The organism is Microcella alkalica, from assembly GCF_014595885.1.
GTDB classification, from domain to species: Bacteria; Actinomycetota; Actinomycetes; order Actinomycetales; family Microbacteriaceae; genus Microcella; species Microcella alkaliphila_B.
This window is the reverse complement of the sequence record NZ_JABUKC010000001.1, coordinates 157561-172526: the sequence shown is the minus strand read 5'-3', so window position 1 is coordinate 172526 and position 14966 is coordinate 157561. Positions and strand designations below refer to the sequence as shown.

Genomic DNA, 14966 nt, shown 5'->3' with positions numbered 1-14966 from the left:
CTACTCGGCGGCGCCGGACGGCTCGACGGCGGCGAGCTCGCGGTAGCCGCGAGGCCGCCACGCAGCGATGCGCAGGCTCGTCGCCGCGATGAGCGCGAGCACGCCGCCGGTGACGAGCGGCCCGCTGAGCTCGCTCGCGATCGTCGGCAGCACGAGCGCCGCGCGGTCGAAGCCCTCGGTGCTCGCGTCGAGGAAGGCGTTCTGCGCGTAGAGGATCGCCCCGATGCCGGCGAGCAGCGTCACGCCGCCGACGATCCACAGTGCGCGCAGCCAGGGGTTGCCGACGACAACGAGCTCGAAGCCGCGCTCCGACCGCGGCACCCGCGCCGTCGAGCCGATCGCCGCCGCGTCGCTCGAGCCGGGCGCGGCGCTCGGCGCCGCCATCCCCTCATCGAGCACCGGGCCCGACACGGCGGAGGCCGCGACGCGGCGCTGGGGCAGCACCACGGGGGCGTCGGCCCCGGCGCGCTGGTACACCTCGGGGAAGCGGGGGTCGATGCCCTGTGAGCGGTCGTCGGTCACGGCGGGTCCTTCCGTCGGCGTCAGCATACGACCGGCGCCCTCGATGTCGGATGCACCCCGGTAGCCTCACAGCGTGCCCCGCCCGACCGCCCGCGCCGCTGCCGCCCTGCTCGCGCTCGCGGCGGTGTCGGGCTGCTCGCTGCTGCCCGCCGAGCTGCCCCGCCAGGACAGCGGGGCCGGGCCGTCGGCACCGCTCGCGCCCGCCGCCGGCGACGCGACCGCGACGGGCACGATCGTCTCGATCACCGACGGCGACACCGTGCGGATGCTCGTCGAGGGCCGCGAGCTGCGGGTCAGGCTCATCGGGCTCGACACGCCTGAGCTGCGCGACCCGCTCGAGTGCTACGGCCCGGAGGCGACGGCCGCGCTCGAGGCGCTCGCGCCGCCCGGCACCGAGGTCGGGTACGCCTACGACCGCGACCCGCAGGATCGCTACGAGCGCGAACTGCTCTACCTCTTCACCGCCGACGGCACCCTCATCAACCTGGCCCTCGTCGAGCAGGGCTACGCCGAGGCGCTGCTCGTCGAGCCCAACGACCGCTACTGGCCCGAGCTGCAGGCCGCCGAGCGCGCGGCCCGCGACGCCGGCCGCGGGCTCTGGGGCGCCTGCCCCGCCCCCTGACGGGCATTGCGGCGCTCGCGCCCTGGCGCGGGCGCGGGCCGCGCCGCCCCTGCGCTGGCCCATCGCCGCTCCGACCACGCACCGGGCTCGCACGCACTGCTGAAGACGGCACACCCCACGCCGTGAAGCGCCGTGCGTGCCGTGTTCAGTGGTGCATGCTCCACCTGGCGACGCGAGAAACCCCGAGCAGCGCGAGCGCCCCGTGCACCGCGAGCGCCCAGACCCATCCGGCCCGGCTCACAGCGGGTTGACCGGCTCGACGAGGTGCGGCCCGTCGTCGCGCAGCGGCGCGACCTCGTGCAGCGCGAGCCGCTCGATGACCGGCTGCGACGCCGCGACCGCGTGCTGCACGAGCGCGTGGTCGCCGGCGATGGTCGGGTCGAGCCAGGTATCCCACTCGGAGCGCGGCAGCATGACCGGGATGCGATCGTGGATGCGCGCCGCCGGCCCCGCCGCCGCCCGCGTCAGGATCGTGGCGGTCAGCATCCACGGCCTCGGTTCTGCCCCCTCAGCGACGGGCGCCCGCCACCACGAGTACAGCCCCGCGAAGGCGAGCTCGCCCTCGACGGGGTCCGTCACGTAGTACGGGGTCTTCGTCTTCCCGACCGTCAGCCACTCGTAGTACCCGTCGGCGGGCACGATCGCGCGGCTGCGCACGACCGACGAGCGGAAGGTCGGCTTCTCGGCGGCGGTCTCGCTGCGCGCGTTGAACGTCGGGTACTTCGAGGCGAGCTCCTTGGCGAACCGCGGCACGAGCGACCAGCGCGCCGCCGTCACCCGCCGCGTGACCGGCGCCGAGCCGCCCGAGCCGGCCAGGTCGCGCGGCACGGTGTCGACGACGATCGGCACCTGCTGGGTGGGCTTGATGTTCCAGCTCGGCGGCAGGCGCACCTCGTCGACCTCGTCGGCCTCGAAGTAGCGGCCGAGCTCCTCACCGCTCTTGGTGTTGGCGTACCGACCGCACATCGCGAACCCCTCCGACCGTCAGAACTCGTAGTCGACGCACGCCTTGTCGGCGACGACGCTGCGCACGTACGGCCCGACGGCGACGTGCTCGGGGTGCGCCTGGTAGGCGGCGAGGGCCTCGGCGTCGTCGTGCTCCGACACGAGCACGACGTGCCAGTTCGACTCGACCTGCCGGATGTCGCCGCGCACGACAAGCGACCGCAGCCCGGGGATCACGCCGACGAGCGGCTCGAGCCGCGATCGCATGCCCTCGATCGCCTCGGCGCGACCCTCGTCGGTGTCGGCCTGCAGGGTCCAGCAGACGGTGTGCCTGATCACGATGCCTCCAGCAGCGCAGTTCGGAGGCGGGCCTCGTCGACCCGCCAGATGGTGTGCACGTCGCCGTCGATGAGCACGACCGGGATCTCGTCGCGGTAGCGCTCCAGCAGCGCCGCATCGTCGAGGATGCTGCGCTCGACGAGCGCGACACCGCCGACCTCGCCGACGACCCGCTCCACGATCGCGCGCGCGTCGTCGCACAGGTGGCAGCCTGGTCGGCTCAGCAGCGTCACGGTCGTCGCGGGCACCCGCTCAGCCTACGACCGCACGTATCCTGGACGGGATGTCCACCACGCCCGGCAGCGCTGCCGACCCGCCCTCGACGACGCCCATCCTGGCGTTCTTCGACATCGACAACACGCTCATGCGCGGGGCCAGCATCTTCCACATCGGCACGGCGGCGTGGCGCGAGGGCTTCATCCGGCTGCACGACGTGCTGCGCTTCGCGTGGGCGCAGGCGCGGTTCATCGCGGTCGGCGAGAACAGCCAGCACCAGCTGAGCGTGCGCGAGCGGGCCCTCGCGCTCGTCGCCGGGCGCACCGAGGGCGAGCTCGCACAGCTCGCCGTCGACAGCTACGAGCGCTCGATCCACTCGCGGCTCATCCCGGAGACGGTGGCGCTCGCGCGCGAGCACCGCGCAAAGGGCCACGAGGTGTGGCTGCTGAGCGCGACCCCGGAGGCGATGGCGTCGGTCATGGCCGAGCGGCTGGGGCTCACGGGCGCGGTCGGCACGCGCATCCGCAGCGTCGACGGGGTCTTCACGGGCGAGCTCGACGGCCACGTCATGCACGGCGAGCACAAGGCCGAGGTCGCCCAGCGGCTCGCGGCCCAGCGCGGGGCGAGTCTCGCCGACTGCTGGGCGTACAGCGACAGCCGCAACGACATCCCGCTGCTGGCGCTCGTCGGCAACCGGGTCGTCGTGAACCCCGACTCGGCGCTCGCGCGGCACGCCCGCGCGCACGCCTGGCCGGTGCTGACGGCGGGGGCGGCGAGCATCCGCGCTGCCCGTAAGCGCATCCGCCGCGAGGCGCGCGAGGTGCTGCGCTCGGCGCGGCGCGGCGGCCGGCCCGGCGACTCGCAGCGCGGCGCGGCCTGAGCGCAGCATCCGTCACCGATCGCGCGCGACCGCCCCGCCGCGTGCCCCGACAACGCGAAAGCGCCCGACCCGTCGGGGTCGAGCGCTTGCGGTGAGCGGATGCTCTACTTCTTGTTGCGACGCTGGTGACGCGTCTTGCGCAGCAGCTTGCGGTGCTTCTTCTTCGCCATCCGCTTGCGGCGCTTCTTGATGACAGAACCCATGGAAAACCTCTGATCTTCGCCTGAACGAACCGTCGGTCCAGTTCAGACCCGGTCATGTACCGCAGAAGTCTAGCGCAGGGCTCAGGCGCGCCGCGCGGGGCGGCGGTCGACGGATGCTCGGCGCGAGACGGGCGTCGTGCGACCCGCTCAGCCGACGTCGGCGACGGGAGGCCGCACGGCCGCGGCGACCGCCGACTCGGGAATGCGGAAGGAGCGACCGAAGCGGATCGCGGGCAGCTCGCCCGCGTGCACGAGCCGGTAGACCGTCATCGTGGAGACGCGCATCATCTCGGCCACCTCGGCCACGGTGAGGAACCTCACGTCAGAGAGATCGCGGGTCATGCGGTCACGTCCTCCATCAGCGCTGGCCCCTTCGGGATGACGGGGTGGCGCGTTGTCACTGTAGGGGCTGCTGTGACGGGAGTAAAGCCGCCCTAAAGGGGGTCAGCGCTCACGCCTCGTCGCGGCGCCACGGCAGCCGGCGCGCGACGCTGTGCTGCGCCTCGGCGACCTGCTCGCGAACGTCGGCGAGGCGCTCCTGCGCGCCCTGCAGCGCCGAGCGGGCGCGGAAGGAGGCGTCAGCGGCGGCGCGGCCTACGGTGCTGCCGGCCTGCTCGACGTCGGCCCCCGCCCACGCGGCGAAGACGGGGCTGCCGGCGCCCGACTGGAGGTCGTCGAGGGCGAGGAAGGGCAGGAGGAAGTCCTCCACCTCCTCCAGCGGCTCGACGTCGATCGAGTAGTAGCGGTGCTGGCCCTCCTCGCGCACCCGCACGAGGCCGTGGTCGCGCAGCACCTTCAGGTGCTTCGACACGGTCGGCTGGGTGGCCTCCATGCGATCGACCAGCTCGCCGACGCTCAGCTCGCCGCGCGCGGAGCTCGTGGCCGCCTCGCGGAGGTGGTCGAGCAGCTCACGACGCGTGGCGTCGGCGATCACGTCGAAGATGTCGGCCATGGGTCAAATCTAGTTCAGCCGGGCGCGGGAGTACCATGACACCGGCTTGCGGGCCGGTGAGGAGTCGAGCATGTCCACTGCGGCACGGTCGGGCGTGCGCCGCGACGACGGGGCCGGGCCCCTAAAGCGGGTGCGCAGCGCGCTCGGCGACGTCACGACATCCTCGCCCGCCCGGTTCGCGATCATCGTCTTCTCCGGCCTGATCCTCATCACGACGCTGCTGCTGACGCTGCCGATCGCGCGCGCCGGCGAGCGGGAGTGGACGCCCCTCGTCGACGCGCTGTTCACCGCCGTCTCCGCCATCTGCGTCACGGGCCTCACGGTCGTCGACATGGCGACGCACTGGTCGGTGTTCGGCAACGTCGTCATCATCCTCGCGATGCAGATCGGCGGCATCGGCGTGCTGACGATGGCGAGCATCCTCGGCCTCGTGGTCGCCAAGCGCATGGGGCTGCGGGCGAAGCTCGTCGCGGCCTCCGACACGAACGCCGCGCGCGTGCACGCCGGCCCCGTCTCGGAGTCACAGGCGGTGCGTCTCGGCGAGATCGGCACGCTGCTCGCCACGGTCGCCCTCAGCGCGATCGTCATCGAGCTCGCGATCGCCGCCCTGATCATCCCCCGCCTGCTCCTGGAGGGCTTCGACCCCTGGTCGGCGATCTGGATGGGCTTCTACCTGTCGCTGTCGGCGTTCACGAACACCGGCTTCGTACCGTTCCCGCAGGGCATGGAGCTCTTCGCCGCCGACGTGTGGATGCTCAGCGTGCTGTCGATCGCCGTGTTCCTCGGCGCGATCGGGTTCCCCGTGATCTTCGCGCTCGCCCGCTGGGTGCGCGAGCGGGCGCGCCTCTCGGTGCACGCGAAGCTCACGCTCACCACGACGCTCATCCTGCTCGGCCTCGGCTGGGTCGCGATCGGCCTGCTGGAGTGGGGCAACGAGGCCACGCTCGGCGGGCAGGACCCGTGGAACCGCCCGCTCACGGCGGGCTTCATGTCGATGATGACCCGCTCGGGCGGGCTCGCGACGGTCGACGTCGGCGAGATGCACGGCTCGACCCTGCTCGTGATGGACATGCTCATGTTCGTCGGCGGCGGCTCGGCCTCCACCGCCGGCGGCATCAAGGTGACGACGCTCGCGGTGCTCTTCCTCGCCGCGGTCGCCGAAGCGCGCGGCGTGAAGGACATGGAGGCGTTCGAGCGGCGCGTGCCCGTCGACGTGCTGCGCCTGGCGGTGAGCGTCGTGCTGTGGGGCGCGACGATCGTGAGCGCAGCATCCGTCATCGTGCTGCACGTCACGCAGGAGCCGCTGGATCGCGTGCTCTTCGACGTCATCTCGGCGTTCGCCACCTGCGGGCTCTCGACGGGGCTCACCGGCCCCGACCTGGAGGACCCGGCGAAGGTCGTGCTCGCGGCCACGATGTGGGCGGGGCGCGTTGGTACAGTGACGCTCGCGGCGGCCCTCGCCGCGAGCCAGCGGCGACAGCTGTTCCGCCGCCCGGAAGAGAGGCCCATCGTTGGTTGAGCGCATCCGCCACGACGCCCCCGTGCTGGTGATCGGCCTCGGGCGCTTCGGCGCCGCGACCGCCGGCCAGCTGCAGCGACTGGGCCGCGAGGTGCTCGCGGTCGACGAGGATCCGCTGCTTGTGCAGAAGTGGGCCGAGCGCGTCACGCACGCGGTGCAGGCCGACGCCCGATCGCTGGATGCCCTGCGCCAGATCGGCGCGCAGGACTTCTCGATCGCCGTCGTCGCGACCGGCTCGTCGATCGAGTCGAGCGTGCTCATCACCGCCAACCTCGTCGACCTCAAGATCCCGCAGATCTGGGCGAAGGCGATCAGCCAGTCGCACGGCAAGATCCTCGCCCGCATCGGCGCGAACCACGTCATCTACCCCGAGGCCGAGGCGGGCGAGCGCGTCGCCCACCTCGTCTCGGGCCGCATGATCGACTTCATCGAGTTCGACGACGACTTCGTGCTCGTGAAGATGTACCCGCCGAAGCCGATCCGCGGGCTCTCGCTCACGGAGTCGCAGGTGCGCTCGAAGTACCGCATCACCGTCGTCGGCGTGAAGAGCCCGGGCAAGCCGTTCACCTACGCGACCGAACAGACCGTGGTGTCGAACCACGACCTCATCATCGTCTCGGGCACCGAGGCCGATATCGACCGCTTCGCCTCGCTCGACAACTGAGCTGACGAGGCCCGCCCGTCGATGATCGGCGCGGATGCGACGGCGCTGCGCGCCGCCGTCCCGGTCTAGCCGTTCTGCTGCTGCAGCTCCTGCCAGCGCTCGATCATCTCGTCGCGGAACTGCTCGCGCTGCTCCTGCGTGAGGCCATCGCCGCCGATCGGGCCGCGGTCGCCGCGGTCGCCGCCCATCGGGCCGCGATCGCCTCGGCCGAAGCCGCCCTCGCGGTCGAAGCCGCCCATCGCGATGCCGGCCGGCCCGTGGTGGTCGGGCAGCAGTCGGCCGACGGCGACCCCGCCGGCGAAGATCATGCCGACGAGCAGCGCGCCGCCGACCGCGATGCCGGTGATGGCGAGGGCGCGCGGCAGGCGCGAGGGCTGGGCCGCGGACGGGGCGGGTGCTGGCGCGGGTTCGGGCCGCTGCTCGAGGAGCGGGGTCGTCGGCGAGGCGTCGGGAGTCGTCTCGCGCGGGGTGGAGTCGTCGGGCGTGTTCTGCGACATGGGCGTGCCTTCTGCTCGTGCCCGCGCCGATCGCGGGCTCGGCAACCACCGTCATCCCGCTGTCTATACGAGATCTATGCGCGCTCTATGACATGCCCACGCTCTCGCCCAGCGGCGCCACAGCAGGCCGGCCCGAGCATGGCCGCCCGACGCCCGAGGGCGCGTCCATCAGTCACTCGTTGCGGACGCTCGCCGGGCACGGGCTCTCGACGGACCGATGGTCGGCGCTGCGGACGCCATCGGCGCCTGCGCGGACGGCGACGTCGTGAGACGGCAGGCGTCGCCCGGCATCAGGCGCCAGCGGCGAGCTCGCGGGCGCGGGCGAGGGCGGCGTCGGTCGCGCGCGTGAATAGCTCGGCGAGCTCGGCCTCCTGCAGCACGGCGATCGCCCGCTCGGTGGTGCCCTTGGGGCTCGTCACGCGGCGGCGCAGCTCCTCCGGGTCGTCGCCCGTCGCCTCGAGCAGCAGGCTCGCGCCGAGGAACGTCTGCTGCACCATGAGGCGGGCGATGTCGTCGTCGAAGCCCTGCGCCTGGGCGGCGCGCGTGAGCTCTTCGATCAGCAGGAAGACGTAGGCCGGGCCCGAGCCGGAGATCGTCGAGAGCGCATCGATCTGCGCCTCGGGCAGCTCGATGACGGTGCCGACGGTGCGGAAGAGCGCCGTCGCGAGCGCGAGCTCGCCACGGTCGGCCCGCGCGCCGGCGCTGAGGCCGGTGACGCCGCGGCCGATGAGCGAGGGCGTGTTGGGCATGGCGCGCACGACGGGGTTCGGCACCTCCGCCTCCATCGCGGCGGTCGTGACGCCCGCGGCGACGCTCACCACGAGCGCGTCGGGTGCGAGCGCAGGCGCGATCTCCGCCAGCAGACCGGTGATCTGGGCCGGCTTCACCCCGAGCACGACGACGCGCGCTCCCTCGACGGCCCACGCGTTCGCGCCGCTGTCGTGCTCGACGGCGCGGGCCTCGACGCCCTGCGCGCGCAGCGCCGCAGCCGAGGCGTCGGTGCGCGTCGTGACCCGCACGCCCTCGACCGAGACCTCCGGCCGGCGCAGCCCTGACAGGATCGCCCCGCCCATCGAGCCGGTTCCCAGGATGGCGGTGGAGGGCAGTGGCGAGCTCATGCCACGAGTGTAGGTTGGAGGGTCAACGGACGAAGCGCAGCAACCGACGGAGGACGAAGGCATGAGCGCGACCGGAGACAGCACCGCCCCCCGCGAGGTGGATCAGCACGAGGTCGACCCGCGCGACGCCCGGGCCATCCGTGAGGCGCTGATCTCGACGCCGGGGGTGCAGAGCGTCGGCGAGGTCGTGCTGCACCGTCACGACGACGGCCTGCTGGTCACCGCGGTGCTCGGCTTCGGACCGTCGACACCGGTCAGCGACGTCGTCGCCGTGCTGCGCGAGGTGAAGGTCGCGATCGCGGCCGCGGTCAAGGGCGTGACGGGCATCGTGCTCGAGCCGGCGCTCGCCGGGCCCCGCGACGACATGGACACGCCGACCGACGTCATCGTCATCCGCGGCGCCGACTAGGCCTCTCTGCCAGGATTCGGCCATGGAGACTCTCTACTCGTTCCTCGTCGTCGGCCACTTCATCGGCCTCGCCGCGATCGTCGGCCCCTTCCTCGTGCAGATGCGCCGCAACGAGAACTTCGCCATCGCGGCCGTGTTCGGCGGCGCGATCACGCAGCTCGCCACGGGCATCCTGCTCACCGGTCTCGCCGAGGGCCTCGACCGCGACCTCGACTACGCGAAGATCACGACGAAGCTCGTCATCGCGCTCGTCGTGTTCGTCGCCGCGCTGCTCGGCTGGCTGCGCGCCCGCAAGGGCTCGAACGACCGCTCGATCAAGCCGTTCTTCCACGCGGCGGGCGGGCTCGCGCTCGTCAACATCATCCTCGCCGTCTTCTGGTGAGCTGATCGGCCGAGGAGGCCCGCATGAGCACCGAGGGAGGGTCGCGCGCCATCGTCGCGGCGCTGCTGGCCAACACCGGCATCGCCGTCACGAAGTTCATCGCCTTCCTCGTCTCGGGCTCGAGCGCGATGCTCGCCGAGAGCGTGCACTCGGTCGCCGACGCTGGCAACCAGCTGCTGCTGCTGCTCGGCGGGCGTCGCGCCCGCCGAGCAGCCGACCGCGAGCACCCCTTCGGTTACGGCCGAGAGCGCTACGTCTACGCCTTCGTCGTGGCGATCATCCTGTTCTCGGTCGGCGGCGTGTTCTCGCTCTACGAGGGCGTCGCGAAGCTGCGCGAGCCGCACCCGCTCGAGAACGCGTGGCTGCCGATCGTCGTGCTGCTCATCGCGATCGCGCTCGAGACCTTCTCGCTGCGCACCGCGGTGAAGGAGTCGAACAAGGTGCGCGGGCGGCAGTCGTGGGTGCAGTTCGTGCGTCGCGCGAAGCAGCCCGAGCTGCCGGTCGTGCTGCTGGAGGACGTCGCGGCGCTGCTCGGCCTCGTCTTCGCGCTGCTCGGCGTCGGCCTCACGATCATCACGGGCGACGCGCTGTGGGATGGCATCGGCACGATCATGATCGGCCTGCTGCTCGTCGCCGTCGCGATCGTGCTCGGCGTCGAGACGAAGAGCCTGCTCGTCGGCGAGGGCGCCACGCTCGAGGATGACGCGCGCATCCGCACGCTGCTCGAGGGCGACGCGGCCGTCGAGCGCCTCGTGCACATGAAGACCCCCTACCTCGGCCCCGACGAGCTGCTCGTTGCGGCGAAGCTCGCCTTCCGCGCGGGCTCGAGCGTCGAGCACGTCGCCGGCGAGATCAACCGGATCGAGGAGCGGATGCGCGAGGCCGTGCCGCACGCTCGCGTCATCTACCTCGAGCCGGGGTTCACCGCCGCCCCCGGAAGAACCGGCTGAGCAGCTCGGCGCTCTCGTCGGCGAGCACGCCGCCGACGACCTCGTCGACGCGGATCGGCAGGCTGCGCTCGCGCAGCAGGTCGAGCACGCTCCCGGCCGCCCCGGCCTTGTCATCCCACGCGCCGAAGACGACGCGCGGGATGCGCGCCGACAGGATGGCCCCGGCGCACATGACGCAGGGCTCGAGCGTGACCACGAGCGAGCATCCGCTCAGCTGCCAGTCGCCCGTCGCGGCGGCCGCCTGACGCAGCGCGACCACCTCGGCGTGCGCGGTCGGGTCGGCGAGCCGCTCGCGCTCGTTGCGACCGCGGCCGATGACCCGCCCATCGGCGTCGACGACGACCGCGCCGACCGGGACGTCGTCGGTCTCGAGCGCCGCGACCGCCTCGGCGAGCGCCTCCCGCATGGCGGCGATGTCGCGCTCGGGCACTGCGGTCATCGGCACCTCCGTTAGATTGAGCCTATGCGAGTGCACGTTGCCGACCACCCTCTCATCACGCACAAGCTGACGGTGCTCCGCGACGAGCGCACGCCCTCGCCGACCTTCCGCGCGCTGACCTCCGAGCTCGTCACGCTGCTCGCCTACGAGGCCACGCGCGAGGTGCGCGTCGAGGAGGTCACGATCCAGACCCCCGTGACGCAGACGACCGGCGTCGCGATCGCCGAGCCCCGGCCGCTCATCGTGCCGATCCTGCGCGCCGGCCTCGGCATGCTCGACGGGATGGTCACGCTCGTGCCGAGCGCCGAGGTGGGCTTCCTCGGCATGGTGCGCAATGAGGAGACGCTCGAGCCGAGCGTCTACGCCGAGCGCCTGCCGGAGGACCTTTCGAACCGCCAGTGCTTTGTGCTCGACCCGATGCTCGCCACGGGCGGCTCGCTGCTGTCGGCGATCGAGTACCTGTTCGACCGCGGCGCGCAGGACGTCACGGCGATCTGCCTGCTCGCCGCCCCCGAGGGCCTCGCCGCGATCGAGAAGGCCGTCGAGGGCCGCGACGTCACGATCGTGCTCGGCGCGCTCGACGAGCGCCTCAACGAGCACGGCTACATCGTGCCGGGGCTCGGCGACGCGGGCGACCGCCTGTACGGCACCGTCTGAGCGGATGCTCCGCCCGGCGCGCGGCGTGTGACCCCGTGTTGCGCGCGGCGGACCCCGCGGGTTGACCGTGCCCGCGCACGGCGGGGATACTTGCCCGCATGACCGTCCACGCGCTGCACCCGACCTCCCTCGAGGCCCCGGGGAGCATCGGCATGATGATGCCGACCCGCGTCGACGCTCACTGTCGAATGTGCGCCTGACCGCTCGCGCCCCGCACCGCTGATCGACCGACCGATCGGATCACCATGACCGACCGCCACGATCCGGGAACCCCCGCGCACGGGCAGGATGCCCTCCGCCCCGACGCGCGCCCCTTCGACACCGCGAACGCCTCCCCCGCCGCGAGCGCCCCTGCTGCTCCGCGCGACGAGCCGTTCGACTCCGCAGAAAGCGTCTCGACCATGTCTCTCGCGACCCTCGACTCCCGCACCGCCTCCTCCTCCCCCGCCCCGGCCACGCGGCCGGCGTACCCACGCGCCGTCGACCCCGCCGTCGATCAGCCGCGCCCGGCATCCGATGCCCCGGCTGCGGGCGGCGCGCAGCGGCCGCGCGCCGTGCCGGAGGGCACCGAGGCCCGCGGCTTCGTGCTCTACGTGGGCCTCGACGAGCGCAAGGCCGCCGCCGCCGGCATCGACCTGGGCCGCCTCGTGAGCGAGCTCAAGCGCGTCACCGCCGAGCTGGCGCCGGGCGCCGAGACGCACGCGGCCGTCGCGCTCGCCCCGGCGGGCGCGGGTGGCCGTGACGTCGACGTCGTGCGCCTCGCACTGCAGGATCCGGCGGCGCTCGCCCGCTACCGCCGCACCGAGGAGCCGGCGGAGAAGATCGTGCCGGGCGTCGTCATCGACATCTCGCGCAAGCGCGTCGTGCTCGACGGCGAGACCGCGCCGCTGACCTACAAGGAGTTCGAGCTGCTGCAGTACCTCGTGCTGCGCGAGGGCCGCACGATCGACCGCGGCGAGCTCATCGCCTCGCTGTGGGCCGAGGGCGCCGACGACGAGGGCGACGTGCCCAACGAGCGCACGATCGACGTGCACGTGCGCCGCCTGCGCTCGAAGCTCGGCGGCTACGAGGACATCGTGCGCACCGTGCGCGGCGCCGGCTACCGGTTCGACCGGCACGCCGACGTGTCGATCACCTACTCCTCGCGACCCTCGCCCGACTTCTTCTAGGCCCCGCGCTCGTCGGCGCCGTGACCGCTGCGGCGCGTGCGGCGATCGGCCGCGAACCGGGCGGTGAGGTACAGCACGGCGCCGATCGCGAGCAGGATGCCCGCCATGAGCCAGACGCGCGGCGCCTGCTGCGTCATGAGCAGGATGCACGACAGCACGCCGAGCACCGGCACGAAGGTCCAGACGCGGAAGTGCTCGTGCTGCACGCGCTCGCGCCGCAGCACGAGCACCGACACGTTCGTGGAGATGAAGACCACGAGCAGCAGCAGCACGACCGTCTCGGCCAGCAGTGCCAGGTCGCCGATGAGGGTGAGGATGATCGCGACGGCAGTGGTGGCGAGGATCGCGAGCCAGGGGGTGCGACGCTGCGGCAGCACCCGGGAGAGCGCGCCGGGCAGGAGGCGCTGCTCGGACATCCCGTAGGCCAGTCGGCTGGTCATGATCATCGTCAGCAGCGCGCCGTTCGCGACGGCGACGAGCGCGATCGCGGCGAAGAGCCACGAGGGGATCGCGAAGCCGGAGGCCTCGACGACGTCGAGCAGCGGCGCGGTCGATCCCTCGAGCTCGCTCGGAGGCGTCGCCACGGCCGCGGCGATGGCGACGAGCACGTAGACCACGCCGGCCGTCGCGAGGGCGCCGAACAGGGCGCGCGGGTAGATGCGGGCGGGGTCGCGCACCTCCTCGGCGACGTTCGCGGAGACCTCGAAGCCGACGAAGGAGTAGAAGGCGATGATGGCGCCGCCCAGCAGCGCAAGGCCCGGCACCGCGTCGTCGGGGAACTCGGTGAGGCGGCTCGTGTCGCCGCCGCCCGAGCCGAGCAGCACGGCGCCGGCGATGACGACGATGAGGAGGCCGGAGAGCTCGATGATCGTCATGACGGCGTTCGAGGCGAGCGACTCGCGGATGCCGCGGGCGTTGAGCGCGGCGACGAGCAGCAGGAACAGCGGCGCGGCGACCCAGGTCGGCACGGGCACGAACTGCTGCAAGTACTCGCCCGCGAAGGCGAGCGAGAGCCCCGCGGCGCTCGTCACGCCGGCGGCGAGCATGCAGAACCCGATAAGGAATGACACCACCGGGGTGCGGAAGGCGCGCTCGGCGAAGACCGCCGCGCCGCCCGCGCGCGGGAACTTCGTGACCAGCTCGGCGTACGAGCCCGCCGTCAGCAGCGCGAGGGCGAGCGCGATGAGCAGCGAGGCCCACATGACGCCGCCGACCTCGGCGGCGAGCACGCCGGTGAGCGCGTAGATGCCGGCGCCGAGCACGTCGCCGACGATGAAGAGGTAGAGCAGCGGGCCGGTGATGGCGCGGCGCAGGCGTGTTGGTTGCGGAGGCCCTGGCACGGGAGCGGCGTCGACGGGGCGCAGGGTGTCGCGAGGCATGGGGGAACCGTAGGCGGGCATCCGCCCTCGCGGTCACGGGCTTGACCGCAGGCGCCCCGGGCGATTATGGCCCCGGATGCCTCGCCGGGCGATCGCGTCGTCGGCGTCGCGGGCTCGGCATGGTGCGGCACCGCGCTCGCCCGCGCAAGCCCCTGTGCGCTCCCCTCGAACGGGGGACACCCTCGTCGGGCACCGCAACCACCGAAAGGCTCACCATGAACGACGTCAACGTCATCCTCAGAGACGGGCTCGCGAACGTCATCGACTTCCTGCCCAAGCTGCTGCTCTTCATCGTCATCCTCGTCGTCGGCCTCATCGTCGCGAAGCTCATCGCGAAGGGACTCGACAAACTGCTCGAGCGGGTCGGCTTCGACCGCCTCGTCGAGCGCGGCGGCGTGAAGCGCGTGCTCGACCGCTCGAAGTTCGACGCGAGCGACATCATCGCCAAGATCGTGTACTACACGCTCGTGCTGTTCGTGCTGCAGTTCGCCTTCGGCGTCTTCGGCCCGAACCCGGTGAGCGACCTGCTCGAGGGCATCATCGCCTTCCTGCCGCGCATCATCGTGGCGATCATCATCATCATCGTCGCGGCGGCGATCGCGGCCGGCGCGAAGACCCTGATCCAGGGGATGCTCGGCGGCCTGTCGTACGGACGCGTCATCGCGAACATCGCGAGTGTGTTCATCCTCTTCCTCGGCATCACCGCCGCGCTCAACCAGGTCGACATCGCCACGACCGTGACGACACCCGTGCTCATCACGGTGCTCGCGATCATCGGCGGCGTCATCATCGTCGGCGCCGGCGGCGGCCTCATCAAGCCGATGCAGTCGCGCTGGGAGGCTTGGCTGAACAAGGCCGAGGCCGAGGCTCCGCGCATCAAGCAGGAGGCCGGCTCGAGCCCGAGCGCGGGCGAGCAGCTGCGCCAGAAGGCCGACGAGCTGCGCGGCGGCGCGACGGCCGGCACCTCGATGGGCAGCACCGCCTCGAGCGCGGCGCCGACGCAGAAGCTGCCCCCGGCGGGCGGCGCGACGTCGACCTCGCGCCCCACCGGTCGCCCGTGATCCGCGTACCAGCGAACTCATAGGAAAAATAACGAACGGATAA

General features: G+C 72.4%; 21 protein-coding genes. 10 read left to right on the top strand and 11 right to left on the bottom strand.

Features of this window, described 5'->3' with window-relative positions:
- Positions 1 to 522, bottom strand: coding sequence for a hypothetical protein (locus ID804_RS00835; protein WP_169077079.1), 522 nt, complete (start codon positions 520 to 522; stop codon positions 1 to 3).
- A 73-nt stretch (positions 523 to 595) separates the two neighbouring features.
- Between ID804_RS00835 and ID804_RS00830 the strand changes: the two genes are divergently transcribed.
- Positions 596 to 1144, top strand: a complete 549-nt coding sequence (locus tag ID804_RS00830) for a thermonuclease family protein (RefSeq protein WP_169077078.1) — start codon at positions 596 to 598, stop codon at positions 1142 to 1144.
- Positions 1145 to 1381: 237 nt separating this feature from the next.
- Here the strand turns inward: ID804_RS00830 and ID804_RS00825 are convergent, their stop codons facing one another.
- The 3 genes from ID804_RS00825 to ID804_RS00815 are packed head-to-tail and all read right to left on the bottom strand — an operon-like array spanning position 1382 to position 2676.
- Positions 1382 to 2110, bottom strand: coding sequence for an SOS response-associated peptidase (locus tag ID804_RS00825; RefSeq protein WP_169077077.1), 729 nt, complete (start codon positions 2108 to 2110; stop codon positions 1382 to 1384).
- 18 nt (positions 2111 to 2128) lie between these two features.
- Complete coding sequence (locus tag ID804_RS00820; protein WP_169077076.1) at positions 2129 to 2428, bottom strand: Dabb family protein; 300 nt, start codon at positions 2426 to 2428, stop codon at positions 2129 to 2131.
- On the bottom strand, positions 2425 to 2676 hold the full coding sequence (locus ID804_RS00815) for a glutaredoxin family protein (protein ID WP_169077075.1): 252 nt from the start codon (positions 2674 to 2676) through the stop codon (positions 2425 to 2427). Before ID804_RS00815 ends, ID804_RS00820 begins: the two co-directional genes overlap by 4 nt.
- 35 nt (positions 2677 to 2711) lie before the next feature.
- Here ID804_RS00815 and ID804_RS00810 point away from each other — a divergent pair, with 35 nt between their 5' ends.
- Positions 2712 to 3524, top strand: a complete 813-nt coding sequence (locus ID804_RS00810) for an HAD family hydrolase (RefSeq protein ID WP_169077074.1) — start codon at positions 2712 to 2714, stop codon at positions 3522 to 3524.
- A 104-nt stretch (positions 3525 to 3628) separates the two neighbouring features.
- Here ID804_RS00810 and ID804_RS00805 read toward each other — a convergent pair whose 3' ends face one another.
- The 3 genes from ID804_RS00805 to ID804_RS00795 all read right to left on the bottom strand — a co-directional run bounded on the left by ID804_RS00805 (position 3629) and on the right by ID804_RS00795 (position 4679).
- Positions 3629 to 3727, bottom strand: coding sequence for a 30S ribosomal protein bS22 (locus ID804_RS00805; protein ID WP_003792170.1), 99 nt, complete (start codon positions 3725 to 3727; stop codon positions 3629 to 3631).
- A gap of 147 nt (positions 3728 to 3874) precedes the next feature.
- Positions 3875 to 4069 carry a helix-turn-helix domain-containing protein gene (locus ID804_RS00800; RefSeq protein WP_169077073.1) on the bottom strand — a complete coding sequence of 65 codons (195 nt, stop codon included), beginning with the start codon at positions 4067 to 4069 and terminating at the stop codon, positions 3875 to 3877.
- 109 nt (positions 4070 to 4178) lie between these two features.
- On the bottom strand, positions 4179 to 4679 hold the full coding sequence (locus tag ID804_RS00795; protein WP_169077072.1) for an ArsR/SmtB family transcription factor: 501 nt from the start codon (positions 4677 to 4679) through the stop codon (positions 4179 to 4181).
- Positions 4680 to 4749: 70 nt separating this feature from the next.
- Between ID804_RS00795 and ID804_RS00790 the strand changes: the two genes are divergently transcribed.
- Positions 4750 to 6198, top strand: coding sequence for a TrkH family potassium uptake protein (locus tag ID804_RS00790; RefSeq protein ID WP_169077071.1), 1449 nt, complete (start codon positions 4750 to 4752; stop codon positions 6196 to 6198).
- On the top strand, positions 6191 to 6862 hold the full coding sequence (locus ID804_RS00785) for a potassium channel family protein (RefSeq protein ID WP_169077070.1): 672 nt from the start codon (positions 6191 to 6193) through the stop codon (positions 6860 to 6862). The genes ID804_RS00790 and ID804_RS00785 overlap by 8 nt, the downstream gene beginning before the upstream one ends.
- 65 nt (positions 6863 to 6927) lie before the next feature.
- On the opposite strand, the gene ID804_RS00780 is transcribed toward ID804_RS00785, so the two are convergent.
- A complete protein-coding gene (locus tag ID804_RS00780; RefSeq protein ID WP_169077069.1) occupies positions 6928 to 7359 on the bottom strand; it encodes a hypothetical protein in 432 nt (143 codons plus the stop codon).
- Positions 7360 to 7649: 290 nt separating this feature from the next.
- Complete coding sequence (proC, locus tag ID804_RS00775) at positions 7650 to 8477, bottom strand: pyrroline-5-carboxylate reductase (protein WP_169077068.1); 828 nt, start codon at positions 8475 to 8477, stop codon at positions 7650 to 7652.
- Positions 8478 to 8538: 61 nt separating this feature from the next.
- Here proC and ID804_RS00770 point away from each other — a divergent pair, with 61 nt between their 5' ends.
- From ID804_RS00770 to ID804_RS00760, 3 genes are read left to right on the top strand one after another with little or no spacing between them, the layout of a single operon-like run.
- Positions 8539 to 8886, top strand: coding sequence for a cation diffusion facilitator family transporter (locus tag ID804_RS00770; protein WP_169077067.1), 348 nt, complete (start codon positions 8539 to 8541; stop codon positions 8884 to 8886).
- A gap of 22 nt (positions 8887 to 8908) precedes the next feature.
- The gene (locus tag ID804_RS00765) at positions 8909 to 9268 is read left to right on the top strand and encodes a hypothetical protein (protein WP_169077066.1); all 360 of its coding nucleotides are present in this window, start codon (positions 8909 to 8911) and stop codon (positions 9266 to 9268) included.
- Between the two features lie 23 nt (positions 9269 to 9291).
- Positions 9292 to 10218, top strand: coding sequence for a cation diffusion facilitator family transporter (locus tag ID804_RS00760; RefSeq protein WP_169077065.1), 927 nt, complete (start codon positions 9292 to 9294; stop codon positions 10216 to 10218).
- Here the strand turns inward: ID804_RS00760 and tadA are convergent.
- Complete coding sequence (gene tadA, locus ID804_RS00755) at positions 10190 to 10657, bottom strand: tRNA adenosine(34) deaminase TadA (RefSeq protein WP_348981075.1); 468 nt, start codon at positions 10655 to 10657, stop codon at positions 10190 to 10192. The two genes, ID804_RS00760 and tadA, sit on opposite strands and share 29 nt — an antisense overlap.
- A gap of 24 nt (positions 10658 to 10681) precedes the next feature.
- Here tadA and upp point away from each other — a divergent pair, with 24 nt between their 5' ends.
- Complete coding sequence (gene upp, locus ID804_RS00750) at positions 10682 to 11314, top strand: uracil phosphoribosyltransferase (RefSeq protein ID WP_169077064.1); 633 nt, start codon at positions 10682 to 10684, stop codon at positions 11312 to 11314.
- 401 nt (positions 11315 to 11715) lie between these two features.
- The gene (locus tag ID804_RS00745) at positions 11716 to 12483 is read left to right on the top strand and encodes a winged helix-turn-helix domain-containing protein (protein ID WP_169077744.1); all 768 of its coding nucleotides are present in this window, start codon (positions 11716 to 11718) and stop codon (positions 12481 to 12483) included.
- Here ID804_RS00745 and ID804_RS00740 read toward each other — a convergent pair.
- On the bottom strand, positions 12480 to 13862 hold the full coding sequence (locus ID804_RS00740; RefSeq protein ID WP_169077063.1) for an APC family permease: 1383 nt from the start codon (positions 13860 to 13862) through the stop codon (positions 12480 to 12482). The two genes, ID804_RS00745 and ID804_RS00740, sit on opposite strands and share 4 nt — an antisense overlap.
- A 215-nt stretch (positions 13863 to 14077) precedes the next feature.
- Between ID804_RS00740 and ID804_RS00735 the strand changes: the two genes are divergently transcribed.
- Complete coding sequence (locus ID804_RS00735) at positions 14078 to 14923, top strand: mechanosensitive ion channel family protein (protein ID WP_169077062.1); 846 nt, start codon at positions 14078 to 14080, stop codon at positions 14921 to 14923.
- The last annotated feature ends 43 nt before the right edge of the window (positions 14924 to 14966 follow it).